This window comes from Mesorhizobium sp. M7A.F.Ca.US.006.01.1.1, from assembly GCF_003997935.1.
Taxonomy (GTDB): domain Bacteria; phylum Pseudomonadota; class Alphaproteobacteria; order Rhizobiales; family Rhizobiaceae; genus Mesorhizobium.
In genome coordinates this window covers 16572-28195 of sequence record NZ_RZQL01000071.1, presented here as the reverse complement: position 1 = coordinate 28195, position 11624 = coordinate 16572, and the positions used below count along the sequence as shown (strand labels likewise).

The window sequence follows — 11624 nt, the reverse complement described above, 5'->3', positions numbered from 1 at the left end:
CCTCGTGCCGAATGGCGTCGATGACCACGTGGGACCAGAACGCAGTGCCGTCTTTGCGTATACGCCAGCCTTCGCGCTCAACTCGCCCTTCACGGGCGGCGATCTCCAGGGCACTTTGCGGACTGCCTCGCTCGCGATCCTCGGGCGTGTAGAATTGCGAAAAGTGCTTGCCGATTATTTCGTCGGCCGAGTAACCTTTGATGCGTTCTGCACCCGAGTTCCAGCTCGTGATTACGCCTTCAGGATCAAGCATGTAGATCGCGTAGTCCGTCACGCCCTGAACCAGACGCTGGAACTGCTCCTGATTTTTCCGGATTTCCTCCTCCGCTTTCTTGCGCTCGGTAAGATCACGGGTGACTTTGGCGAAGCCGGTTAGTTTGCCGCTTGGATCGAGTATAGGATCAACCACAACGTGAGCCCAGAAAGGAGTCCCGTCGCGACGAACCCTCCAGCCCTCGGTCTCAAATTTGCCATCGCGGGCTGCTGTCTCCAGAGTCCGCGATGGAAGACCAGCTTCGCGATCCTCCTCCGTGTAGAAGCACGAGAAATGCTGACCGATGATCTCGCTCGCGGAATAGCCTTTGAACCGCTCGGCCCCCGCGTTCCAACTCGTCACGGTTCCCGAACGGTCCAACATATAGATCGCATAATCAGTAACGGCCTCGACGAGAACGCGGTAGCGATCCTCATCGGCTTTATCGACGGTCCCTTGAATCATACCCCATCCGTTCATTTGTTAACTCTGTGAAACTGCTGGCGTCTTGGATGGTTCCACAGACGATGGGAAGGCGTGCGCGCTGTGGCACAGGCCGTGACTGCCGTGGCCTGCAACGAGCTACTTGCCTGACGGGGGCGCGGCCGTTACAGAAATTGGAATTTCAGATACCGGGCCGGGCCGCCGATCGCTCCACCCAGTTCTACTTCGAACCTGTGATACTGGCGGCTTGCGATTCCTGTTTGGAGACGATGGCGGAATGACCGAGCGAAAGAAGCAGCCCGTTGTAAGTTCCGGCATTGCCGGCTTGGACGAAATTCTTCGCGGTGGATTGCCCGCTTCAAATTTCTACATCGTGCAAGGCGATCCAGGCGCAGGCAAGACGACCGCGGCGTTGCAATTCCTGCGCGCTGGTGTGGCAGCCGGTGAACGCTGCATCTATGTCAGCCTTTCGCAAACCGCCGCCGAACTGCAAGCGATTGCGTCCTCACACGGCTGGACGCTTGATGGCATCCGCGTTGAGGAATTGTCCGCTTCGGAGACCTTGAGCGGAGCGGCCGATCAGACGATTTTCCAGACTGCGGACCTTCGATTGGATGAGACGCGCAAGGCGATTGAACGCGCGATTGAAGAACACAAGCCACACAGGCTTGTTTATGACTCGCTGCTCGAGATCCGGCTGATTACCGGCGACACACCGAGGTTCCGGCGCGAGCTGATTGGTTTCAAGGCCTTCCTGGCCAAGCGGGGCATTGTGGCAGTGTTGCTCGACACCCAGACCAGCGGAGGCGATCACAATGGCGAGGAAATCGAGGGCATTGCCCACGGCGTGATCCGGCTTGATAAATCTCTCGAGGATTACGGCGGCGTGCGCCGGCGTGTTGAAGTCAGCAAAATGCGCGGCGTGCCGTTTGCAGACGGTTATCACGATATGGCCATTCGCGAGGGTGAAGGCGTTGTGGTGTTTCCGAGGATTGTGCCCGGGTCGCCTGCCGAAGTGACCAAGCCGCAACTGATCAAATCAGGGTAGCCGCTCTCGACGAGATGTTCGGCGGCGGCCAGGAATCGGGAACCATAACGCTCGTGATTGGTCAGTCGGGGACAGGCAAGTCGACGATGTCGTCGCTTTACGCCACTGCCGCGCTTCAACGGAGCGAGAGCGTGGCCCTGTTCCTGTTTGAGGAGCGGCTGGAGACTTTCTTTCGCCGGTCCGAAGGCCTTGGGATGGATCTTCGGCAGTTCTACAAGGACGGCCAACTCGTCATCTACGATTTTAGTCCGAACGAAATCTCGCCCGGAGAGTTCGGCCAGATTGTGCAGCAAGTCGTCAGTCGCAACAATACCCGGGTAGTCGTGATTGACAGCTTCACCGGCTATCTGAATTCTCTTCCCCACCGGGAAAAGGCGGTGCTGGACATCCAGTCTCTCCTGAAACATCTCGCTCGCGCTGACGTGCTAACCATGCTCATTGTCGCCCAGCATGGTTTGCTCGGGCAGAATGTTGGGATCGACGTGGACGTCAGTTTTCTCGGCGACACCGTGCTTCTGCTGCGCATGTCCGAGCATGAAGGCCGCCTTAGGCGCAATATCACGGTTGTCAAGAAACGCCACGGTCCCCACGATCTCGATGTCCGGGAACTTTTCATCGCGAGTTCCGGCGTTTCCGTGGTTGCCTACAATCCTCTGCCCGAGACGTGAGCGACGTCGAGCGAAACGGGCTGGGAACACTGGATTGGGTGCTCATTTTGGCGCCTTACCGCAAGGATGCTGGTTACACCGCCTCCCTGCTGCAGGAACGTGGTTTACGGGCTCGAGCGGCGAGCCCCGAGGACTTAGAGGGATTGCTTGCACTGTCTCCTGGAGTGCTGGTTGTCACCCACGAAGCCTTGAATCCTCAGGCGATCGCAACAGTTGAAGGTTTCCTTCAGGCGCAGCCCAATTGGTCGGAAATTCCAATCGTTGTTTTGTTGGACCGTGGGGCACAACAGTCACGCATCCAAGCGGCGCTGAGTGCTGCCTGGCCACGTTCGCGCCAGATATACTATCAGCGTCCAGTGGCTGCGCTCGAACTGATAAGCGGAATCCAGTCGGCACTCCTCACCAGAATTCGCCAGCGCGACGTGCGTGACTATCTTGAGCGGGAGACGGAACTCCGCCTTGAGCTAAATCATCGAGTGAAAAACATCCTGGCGACCGTCATATCCATCTTCGATATGACCAGGCGCGGTGCGATCTCGGCAGAAGGGCTTGCAGAAGACTTCAAAGGGCGATTGAGAGCCTTGTCGGATGTTCATTCTGCAGTTTTTGCTGCCGGTGGCGAGACCGTGGCCTTGACGGATGTCGCAAAATCGGTCCTCGCGCCATACCTTTCCAAGAAACAAGCTGCCATCACGATCGACGGACCCGAGGTGCTGCTGTCGCGCGATGCCGGCACAACTCTTGCCCTCTCACTTCATGAACTAGCGACAAACGCCATCAAATATGGCGGCTTGTCCCGTCCCGAAGGCAGAATACGCCTGGAATGGAATATAGCGTCGAGCTCGGAACCAGTGCTGGCGTTGAGATGGACCGAAGCAGGAGGACCAACGGTAGTCGAGCCCTCGCGAGTGGGATATGGGACACGCTATATGCGCGCTGCCTTGACGAGCCTGTTCGGACAGCCTCCGGATCTCGACTTTGCGCCGGAGGGGCTGCGTTTCTCGATTTGCGGCCTAATCTCCCGCCTTGCACCCGATGAACGGCTAGGCTGATCGCGGCAGCGCCCTGTGGACCGCCTGGAAATCACATAATCGCATTGTCAGGCGGGCGCCCGCCTTGATCCGTCGTCGAAGAGATCCTGAAGTTTCTGGTTCGGCATCGGTCAGGAAAGTAAAAAGCCTTGTAGCTGGTCGCAGCCAGCTTGCGCGGGCATTCCGTCGGACGCTGGGAGAGCGTGCTTTCCGTAAACTCCAAACCGAGCCGCCGCGGATCCATTTGCGTTTCCAACAAGATGCCGACACTTTCGTGGCAAAGCTCGGATTGTTCAGTTGCAATCCGATACGTTCACTGCCAGGTCTCGATCGGCCAATGCACCCGGTCTAGGCCAGCGTGCGAGGGCTTCGACGCCCGTCATACTGTTGGTGTCGGCGGCGTAAAGCGACTGATAATGCACCCGGATTTGGCCAGGCGTTTGCAGCTCCTCGCGCAGGTCCAGTTCGAGACCCTTACGCTTGGCCAGCGTCTGATCCCTCTCATGCCGCTGCAACCTTCAACTCGAAATAGCGACGTTCGGGAAAGAAGATCCGCTTTCGGCAGTCAGGACAATGCCCCTGTGTCAAATTCGATTGCCCGCCCAACTCGGGTTTCCTGTGTGAAATGGCCACGGCAGGATTGCCGGCTGCTCCCGCGCGCCCATAGTCGCATCATGAATGCGCAGTACGTTGAACTCGTCTTGTTTGAACAGTCGCTGTCAAATCTAGGCTGCATGAATCGCCCGTTTTCCGAACGGGTGGAAGACGCGGCAGAAAAGACTGCCGGCTCGGTACTGTTCGACGTCCGTGTCGATGGCGACCGGCGATTTCAAAGAATTGCGGCGATCGGATACGGTGCGGACGGCACCGTTGCAATCGCTATGGGCAATGACGGACACCTTGTTTCGGCGCCCATCGATGGAGGCGAGGCCTTGGTTACCGAAATAGCGGCCTGGTGCTCGCTGAGCATGGCCGAGCAGTCATCTATCAGCTACAACGATGCCCCTACCAGACTCCTGGGATATCTGCGAAAGGCCGGCATCCTCGATTGAAACGGCCGCGCAGGCGGCAAGCAGTTGCCGTTGATTGGCGCGGCCGTAATCAGGGCGCGCCGAGTTAAGGTGGCTATCAAAATCTTTTTTCGCAAATAAGCGGCAAGGAGTGCTCATCGGCCGATTGCCGACCATGTCGGCGGCAATGCCTCTTCGCAGAAACTAGCTAGACAGGTGGTTCAGCCAGCAACGGCCATCTTCTGAAATTCCGAGAGAATCTCCGGGAAATTCTGCGCGAGATATCGAACGACACGCGCGTTCTCCAGCAACCGGCCGACATACCCCCTGGCCACCACCAGATCCAGGTGGTCGGATCCGTAGCTCTCCTCGACAAGCTGGTATTCCTTATCGAGTTTGGTTGATTCGTTCTCCATCAATGCGATCTGAGCATCGCTCAGTCCGGCTAGCTTTTTCGGCTGCGACGTATTGGCAAGCTGTGAGGGCGCGGTCGCGCCGACCAGCGACTTTGCGTAGTTGATGGAGAACTTGTTCATGGCGATCATCAGTTGCGCCGCCTCGATCTGACGCACGGCTGCCAGCTTTCGCAGTTCGATAAACGTGTTGGTCGGAACGAAGCGGTCCTTGAGCATGTCGATCGCTTCCGGGCATATCCCTTTTAGCAGATGCTTTTTGAGCCTGATTTGGCCGATGTTGACATTTAGGGTTCTCGCGATGGTCTCTTCGGGGACGCCGCTGTCGATGGCCTTCAGGATCATGAAGTGTTCCTGGATCGTCGCGAGCCGGCTTACCCGTTTGTTGTAGGTGAACGCCTCGTCATCGTTGGCGATCAAACAATCAACCTCAGTGATGCCCATCTCCCGCAAGATCTCAATGCGCATGTGTCCGTCGACCGAGAGGTACTTTCCAGGCGTGTCCTTGTCCCTTGCGACTACGGGCAGTTCCACCAGTCCGATCTCGCGAACGGACGACCTGACCTGTTGGTATTTTGGGGTTCCCTTGGTGCTTTCGGTGATCAGGTGAAGCGGCTGGATGTCTTCAAGCCGAAGGCGGATTGTATCACGCTCAAAAGCGGATTTTACGTCCGGAAGGGTAGGATGCTCTATGGTCATGCGGGCTCAACCCTGCTGATCCTGGCCGCCAGGTTTCGTGGAAGGGTGTTCAGTCCTTCCGCCGCAAGAAGGTCCTGGAATGCATCTTCTGCCAACAGCTGCCGCAAGGCGTGTGTTACAAACAGCAGGCGGTTTCGCGTCGCATCCGCTTTCCGGACCAGAATGCGTTTCCTGTCCGTGTCCGCTTTGAAAGCCTTGATCAACGCTGACGCTGAAGGATTTTTCGTGCGCTCTGGCAGGAACGTTCCCAGGCCTTTTCCCCGCCTGCGGCGGTTCTCAATGAGGCGGCGCGCTATCACAAGCTTATGACCACGCAGCTGGTTCTTTTGATAGGCAAGCTGAAGAACAGCCTGGATCCCGGGCTCGTCTGCGCTGGAAATATCGACTGCTACCGACAGCGGGATCTGGCCGGAGTCGACGGCCCGCAGAAGGCGCTGCTCGCCTTGCGACAGGAGGCGTGAAACTCCTCTGACATATTCGGTCGAAAGACCGATCTTTTCTGCGATGTCGGCGTCCGAATAGTTGCTTTCTTTCAGCCGGCCGATGTCGCGAAGAAGGTCATAAGCGGTGTGATACCGGCGAGCACAATTTTCCACCAAGCCTTTGAGCAGCGCCTCGGCGTCAGTTGCCTCTATCACAAACGCCGGAATCTCGGTCTGGCCAAGCAACCTGAAGGCCTCGATCCGTCCCTGGCCGCACACCAGGTCGTGCGTGAAAGCGCTTTCGTCGACATTCCTCGTGGTCACCGTGATGGGACGCTTCAGGCCGACGCTCTTGATGCTGTCGACAATGTCCTGGAAGGATTTCTTGCCTCGCGCACGCGGGTTGGTGATGTTGATCGCGTCAAGGCGCAGGAGCGAGATTGGTCTGTTGGCGGTGACCATCAGCGAGCGGCCGAGATGGCGTCGCGTTCGGCCAAGGCGAACAGCGGATCCAGCGATTTGTAGAAGAAAGTGTTGAATTCCAGCCTTTTGTTCAAGGCGCAGTTTAAGGGCTTCCCGCCAATCTCATTTGCTGGCGCAATCAGATAGTCGAGGATCGTCTGGTTATCCGGGCTCATGCGGATGGCCACTTTCACGTCCGCAGCGGGACCCCGTTGCGCAGAGGCCACCCAATGAGGATAGCCGTATGGCGTGTTGCGACAGCGACCCATCGCAATGGCTACGGTGAATTCATCGTTGACGCGAAGCACGCCGAGAGCACTCTGACGCACCGCAGTTCCGCCCGCCCGCTCGATGGTCGCGATTGTCGTATGCACGACTTCTGCGAAGATCTCACGAAGCCGCCTTCTGATATCAAGAAATCGATAGTTCTGAGACGGATCGTATCCAACGAGCTTGTAGGCCCGCAGCAGACTGCCGAATTTTTTCCTATAGCGGCTGCTTGGCGGACAGTCAGCCGCCGCGTCAATCATCGGGCCTGAAAGGGTACCGCGCCTCTTCAGAAGTTGGGCGAGCACAACCAACATCTGATCGTTGCTCATCTTAGATGAGCGGGCGTCGGCTATGGCCTGAGCCCGTTCGAAAAGTTTACGCTCTACAATGGGTTCAAAAACGCCATCGGCGCGCACCAATTGGGCAGGACCATTGGTCACCTTCCTTTGCTTGAGCTTGAAGGACTGCCGGTTCCAGACGTTGTTGCCCACATACTTCTCGTTGCTGAGTATCTGGTGAATGGATTCGCGTTTCCACGATCGGTTGAGATCGGTGACCACTCCCTTGGCATTCAACGACCGCGCAATCTGAAGCTCGGTCCGACCAGCCTTCACGTATTCATTATAGATCCAGCGCACCGTCGCAATTTCATCAGGTGGTCCAGGCACGAGGATAACCCGGTCCGTCTGGAGGCTCTTGTACTCTTTGAGAGCGAGCATGATCTTTGTGCGCCCATGCTGGTCGATGAGCCGGCGCCTCAGGCCCAGGCCGGACGACCCTCCCTGCCGGTATCCCATTCGAATGAGCCTGGACTGGCCGGCAAACACCTTGACCGACAACACCCGACTGTGCTCGGCCGCCATCGTGCGCTTTATCGCCTTGAGCAGGTCTGATCCGATGCTGCCATCGTTTGCAAACTGTTCGCCACAATATTCAATTCGCACTCCGGCAACGCGACACCGATACTCGTACGACGCACTCTCATCGGGGTCCGGGAATCGCCCCCAGCGGCTCACGTCGTAGACGATGACGATTTCGAAATCTGCGTTCTTCGTTTCGACATCCGCCAACAGCCTTTGCAGGCCGGCGCGACCTTCAAGATTCAAGCCGCTGCGACCCGCGTCCTCGTATGTGGCCACGATGTCGTAATTCATCGCATCCGCGAATTCACGGATTGCATCCTTCTGATTGTCAATCGAGTAGCTCTGGTGGTCAGTGGACATTCGCACGTATTGAGCTGCGCGCACGCGTTGTGCGTTCTCAGCAGGTCGACGGACCGTGTGCGCCTGTTCCATCATTCAGTGCCTGAAAGGCAGATTGAACGTCCGCTTGGACCGGCAATCCTAGCGGTATGAGGCTACAATCCCGTTACACATTGATCGACACTTTGTATCGAATGAGACTTGTTGCCATAAACCGAGAAGCGCGGAAAATAGCAGGCAGACTCCTATCAATACCCGAGAAACCATGTCTTTTATCGTGAGGGCTCGTGCCCCCGTTCCGCCGCATTGCGGCCGCACGGGACGAGCCATAGGGATTTCAGGCATTCAAGGGAGACGTCAGATGAATTTTCGCAAAGCCATAGCCACCGTGCTGATGACCGCAGCACTGGCGGGGTGCGCGCAGACCGAAGGCCAGCAGCGGGCCGGAACTGGCGCTCTGATCGGCGGCGCCGGCGGCGCCCTCGTCGGTCAGGCCATCGGCGGCAACACCGAAAGCACGCTCATCGGCGCTGCCGGCGGCGCCCTGCTCGGCGCCGTCGTCGGCTCGGCCACTACGCCGCAACGGCGCGGCGAACAAATGTGCCGCTACCAGGACCGCCGCGGCCGCATCTACACGGCGCCGTGCGACGACAGGTACTATAACGGCGATTATTAAGCAGAGGGTAGTCTGCCCATCCGTTGTCCTAAGTGGGCAATGGGAACGGTTCCGTTGTAGGGAAATAGCCCTGGTCGTACATTTTTTCTGATCGCGCCGCCGGCGGCGGCGCTGCGTTGTCATCTTTTGCCCATAACATAGTGCTACCAGCAAGAACGGCGGGGTTCTGGGGGTCGTTATGACTGATAGCCTTGCCGGCACCCTGAAGAGTCGTGGCAAACAGGCAGCCAAGCGGCTGCTTGGCTACGATTCCCGCAACTGGCTGCGCATCCGCCAGATCGAGGCATTCACGCTCTTTCTCGAAGCCGGCAACCGCAAGGCTGCCGACGTGATCGAGATTTCGCCCGGCTGGAACCGCTATTGGCGGGCGATGTGCCCCAATTACCGCTCGGTCGATTTCCCCGCCTTCGACATCTGCAGGGACCGCACCGACGAGCAATATTCCATCGTCATCGCCGACCAGGTGCTGGAGCATGTGCGCCGGCCGCAGGCGGCGGTGGAAAACATCCACGCCATGACCCGACCGGGCGGTTGGGCGATGGTGGCGACACCCTTCCTGTTTCGCGTCCACGCTAGGCCGCACGACTACAACCGGTGGACGCCCGCCGGCCTCAAGCAGCTGATGGTCGAGGGCGGCTTCGCGGAAGTCAACGTCAAGGTCCACGGCTGGGGCAACAAGGCCTGCGCGAGGGCCCATATCGGCGGCCCGGTCCGCGCCTATGGCCTGTGGCGGGATCTCCGTAATGATGAGGAATACCCGCTGATGGTCTGGGCGTTCGCTAAGAAGGGGTGAGTGGCGGAAGCCGCGCTCCATCCCGGTCATAGCCAGGGTGTCTGGCTGGACACTTGACCGGATCTGCCGCCAGTGACCTACTTCGAAATTCGAGGAGCCTCGCGAATGGACATTCGAGCCACATTGACGGAGCTGTGCGAGGCCTTCAACGCGCACGACCTCGGTCGCATTATGGCGTTCTTTGCCGACGACTGCGTTCTGGAGATGCCAAGGGGCGTCGAGCCTTGGGGAACGCGCTTCGAGGGCAAGCGCAGCGTGCGAGACGCGCTTGCGACACGCTTTGAGGGTTTGCCCGATGTGCATTACGGCAATGGGCAGCACTTTGCGGACGAGGCTGCCAACACGGGCATGTCGAAATGGACCCTCACCGGCACCACCCGCGAGGGCGTCAAAAAGGAAGTTCAAGGTTGCGACTTTTACACATTTCGCGACGGAAAGGTGATCCGCAAGGATTCATATTGGAAGATCGTGGAGTAGGGGTTGCCAATTCCTGTCTGATCTTTTCGTCGTCCCGCATCCACCGCCATATTCACCCACCTAGGGTTAGCCTCGCGCGACCACGCAATGACGCCAGCATGCTTGTCCGCCAGTGTCTTGGCAGTGCGCATCGCTCTGTCCACTCGGCAGCTCTGCCCGGCCCGACGATGGGTTGGAGGTCGCCGGTCTCATTGTCGAAGGCCGTGGTTGCGATCAGCCTGGTGGCTTTGGGTTGGGAGAGCAATTATTTGACATGCAGGGTGTCTTTCACCAACAGCCGGTTAAAGTTGGGTGGCGCAGGGGGAAGAATCTCTGTCATCTCGAACAGAGGCACAGGGACTTCCCGCTCCGGTGCTTTCTGCTTGGCCTTCAGGTCCGTGATCTCCTCGTCCCGCCTCGCAATCCGGCTTTCCAGATTGGCAATTCGCTCCGCAAGGAAATAGCGCCCAACGGCAAAGCCGCCGCCGCCGAACAATACGGCAGACGTAGCAAAAGCCAGCGGGTTAGTCGCCACCAGCGCAGAGTTGCTTTGAATGAAAGCGATAAGGTCATGCATGGCCAAAGAGCACTCCTGTCACGCCGGGAACAATTCACACTGCCGGTTGTCGCGCAAGGGATCGTAATACCAAGTCGCATCCGGCCAGCTTATGGGCAATTTCGTCCTCCGGCCTTGCCCTGCCGTGCAGAGCGCCGCGAGTGCGTCAGGACTCGTTCCATTCATCCGCGCTATCGTCGTCATCGTAGGGCGGGACGGGATCAGTTCGCAATGTCCACGCAGTCATCCCACGACGGGGGGCGTATCGTCATAGCCAATGGAGACTAACCCCGGATGCCTGTGGGCTATAGCGAGTATCTGAGTCTCTAGCTCGCAGTTGTAGGTCATCAGCGCCTTCACGGTCTCAAGTGGGCTGTCGTAGCGGGCGATAAGCTTCACGGCTTCAGATTGCAGCTCGGCTTTGGCCTCGGCGTCCAGGTACATCGTTCCCATCTCGGTTCTCCTTGCGTGTCGTAGGCGTGATGTAGTGAGCGCCATTGAGCAGCATTATCCGTTTGAGCGCCTTTATGTGGACTGCGATGATCAGCATAAGTCTGGCGGGCGGCCTCTCCGGCATGCGCAGTGAACAAAAAGGGAACATATATGTCAAGCACGAATCCATTCCTGTCTTGACGTTGCCCGCGAGAAGTCGGTCAGAGTATGCTGCAGCCACCCTCAACGGGCACACGGCTTCGCTCGGTCCTTAACCCGCACTGGTTGAGCACTGAAGCGTACGTGCCCGCTCATCGTGCCTTGTTCCATCATCACGAACGAGCCTCGCAAGCCGGATCATATCGATTGTGCCGCCAGTAAGGCTCGCGGCCTTGCATTGACGGTGCTCAGCGCATTCAGGAGCAATCCTGAATCGTCGCTTCAAGGCTGGTCGCCACGTATGCACCGTTGTCCTTGCGTCCTTCACCGCGACTTCGTTGAAGGGCTGAGCCCAGATTGTTGCGCATTGCGCCGGTCGTGCAGTGCCTGGAGGTACGCGTGCTTGTCGCGCAGTACCGGGTAATTCCAATGTCCTGCTCACCTCGGGTCAGAGGAGGATCCGTTGGTGGTGGTGGATAGCTGCCGGCGAATTTCCGACAACAGCATGCCCGCCGCGCTGTGGCGCAGCTCGTGAATAGCCGACCGAGAAGCGATTCACGGCGAGCGAAAGCATCGAACGCCGAGAGCGTGCACACGGGGGCATCCGCATGGCCACCGAAAGGTGGCATA

At 58.3% G+C, this 11624-nt stretch carries 11 protein-coding genes and 1 pseudogene; 6 read left to right on the top strand and 6 right to left on the bottom strand.

Annotation, left to right across the window (positions count from 1 at the left end):
- Positions 1-718, bottom strand: a 718-nt coding sequence (locus EN943_RS14715) for a PAS domain S-box protein (RefSeq protein ID WP_245475852.1), incomplete at its 3' end; no start/stop codon positions are given.
- Between the two features lie 256 nt (positions 719-974).
- On the opposite strand from EN943_RS14715, the pseudogene EN943_RS14710 reads away from it, so the two are divergent.
- The 3 genes and pseudogenes from EN943_RS14710 (at position 975) to EN943_RS38345 (ending at position 4496) form a co-directional block, all read left to right on the top strand.
- A pseudogene (locus tag EN943_RS14710) lies at positions 975-2413 on the top strand (ATPase domain-containing protein).
- A complete protein-coding gene (locus tag EN943_RS14705; RefSeq protein WP_127369690.1) occupies positions 2410-3465 on the top strand; it encodes a sensor histidine kinase in 1056 nt (351 codons plus the stop codon). The pseudogene EN943_RS14710 and the gene EN943_RS14705 overlap by 4 nt, the downstream one beginning before the upstream one ends.
- Positions 3466-3860: 395 nt before the next feature.
- Positions 3861-4496 (top strand): hypothetical protein, encoded by a 636-nt coding sequence (locus EN943_RS38345; RefSeq protein ID WP_245461061.1) that lies wholly within the window; start codon positions 3861-3863, stop codon positions 4494-4496.
- Positions 4497-4675: 179 nt separating this feature from the next.
- Here the strand turns inward: EN943_RS38345 and EN943_RS14690 are convergent, their stop codons facing one another.
- Genes EN943_RS14690 through EN943_RS14680 form a run of 3 tightly spaced genes read right to left on the bottom strand, consistent with a single transcriptional unit; the run spans position 4676 to position 8015 of the window.
- Positions 4676-5566: a plasmid partitioning protein RepB C-terminal domain-containing protein gene (locus EN943_RS14690; protein WP_127413107.1), complete on the bottom strand. Its 891-nt coding sequence runs from the start codon at positions 5564-5566 to the stop codon at positions 4676-4678.
- Positions 5563-6450, bottom strand: a complete 888-nt coding sequence (locus tag EN943_RS14685) for a plasmid partitioning protein RepB C-terminal domain-containing protein (protein WP_127388417.1) — start codon at positions 6448-6450, stop codon at positions 5563-5565. Before EN943_RS14685 ends, EN943_RS14690 begins: the two co-directional genes overlap by 4 nt.
- Positions 6450-8015: a recombinase family protein gene (locus EN943_RS14680; RefSeq protein WP_245475850.1), complete on the bottom strand. Its 1566-nt coding sequence runs from the start codon at positions 8013-8015 to the stop codon at positions 6450-6452. The genes EN943_RS14685 and EN943_RS14680 overlap by 1 nt, the downstream gene beginning before the upstream one ends.
- A 268-nt stretch (positions 8016-8283) precedes the next feature.
- Between EN943_RS14680 and EN943_RS14675 the strand changes: the two genes are divergently transcribed.
- The 3 genes from EN943_RS14675 (at position 8284) to EN943_RS14665 (ending at position 9868) form a co-directional block, all read left to right on the top strand.
- Positions 8284-8598, top strand: coding sequence for a YMGG-like glycine zipper-containing protein (locus tag EN943_RS14675; RefSeq protein ID WP_127368942.1), 315 nt, complete (start codon positions 8284-8286; stop codon positions 8596-8598).
- A gap of 178 nt (positions 8599-8776) precedes the next feature.
- Complete coding sequence (locus EN943_RS14670) at positions 8777-9391, top strand: methyltransferase domain-containing protein (RefSeq protein WP_127413106.1); 615 nt, start codon at positions 8777-8779, stop codon at positions 9389-9391.
- Positions 9392-9496: 105 nt separating this feature from the next.
- Positions 9497-9868 carry a nuclear transport factor 2 family protein gene (locus tag EN943_RS14665; RefSeq protein WP_127368944.1) on the top strand — a complete coding sequence of 124 codons (372 nt, stop codon included), beginning with the start codon at positions 9497-9499 and terminating at the stop codon, positions 9866-9868.
- Between the two features lie 244 nt (positions 9869-10112).
- On the opposite strand, the gene EN943_RS14655 is transcribed toward EN943_RS14665, so the two are convergent.
- Positions 10113-10424, bottom strand: coding sequence for a hypothetical protein (locus tag EN943_RS14655; RefSeq protein ID WP_127413105.1), 312 nt, complete (start codon positions 10422-10424; stop codon positions 10113-10115).
- Positions 10425-10646: 222 nt separating this feature from the next.
- Positions 10647-10856: a hypothetical protein gene (locus EN943_RS14650; RefSeq protein WP_127413104.1), complete on the bottom strand. Its 210-nt coding sequence runs from the start codon at positions 10854-10856 to the stop codon at positions 10647-10649.
- Positions 10857-11624: the final 768 nt, after the last annotated feature.

Bases quoted from the DNA above. Each gene is read 5' to 3' on its own strand.
- EN943_RS38345 (WP_245461061.1), top strand. From the start codon at position 3,861: ATGCACCCGGATTTGGCCAGGCGTTTGCAGCTCCTCGCGCAGGTCCAG.
- EN943_RS14690 (WP_127413107.1), bottom strand. From the start codon at position 5,566: ATGACCATAGAGCATCCTACCCTTCCGGACGTAAAATCCGCTTTTGAG.
- EN943_RS14685 (WP_127388417.1), bottom strand. From the start codon at position 6,450: ATGGTCACCGCCAACAGACCAATCTCGCTCCTGCGCCTTGACGCGATC.
- EN943_RS14680 (WP_245475850.1), bottom strand. From the start codon at position 8,015: ATGGAACAGGCGCACACGGTCCGTCGACCTGCTGAGAACGCACAACGC.
- EN943_RS14675 (WP_127368942.1), top strand. From the start codon at position 8,284: ATGAATTTTCGCAAAGCCATAGCCACCGTGCTGATGACCGCAGCACTG.
- EN943_RS14670 (WP_127413106.1), top strand. From the start codon at position 8,777: ATGACTGATAGCCTTGCCGGCACCCTGAAGAGTCGTGGCAAACAGGCA.
- EN943_RS14665 (WP_127368944.1), top strand. From the start codon at position 9,497: ATGGACATTCGAGCCACATTGACGGAGCTGTGCGAGGCCTTCAACGCG.
- EN943_RS14655 (WP_127413105.1), bottom strand. From the start codon at position 10,424: ATGCATGACCTTATCGCTTTCATTCAAAGCAACTCTGCGCTGGTGGCG.
- EN943_RS14650 (WP_127413104.1), bottom strand. From the start codon at position 10,856: ATGGGAACGATGTACCTGGACGCCGAGGCCAAAGCCGAGCTGCAATCT.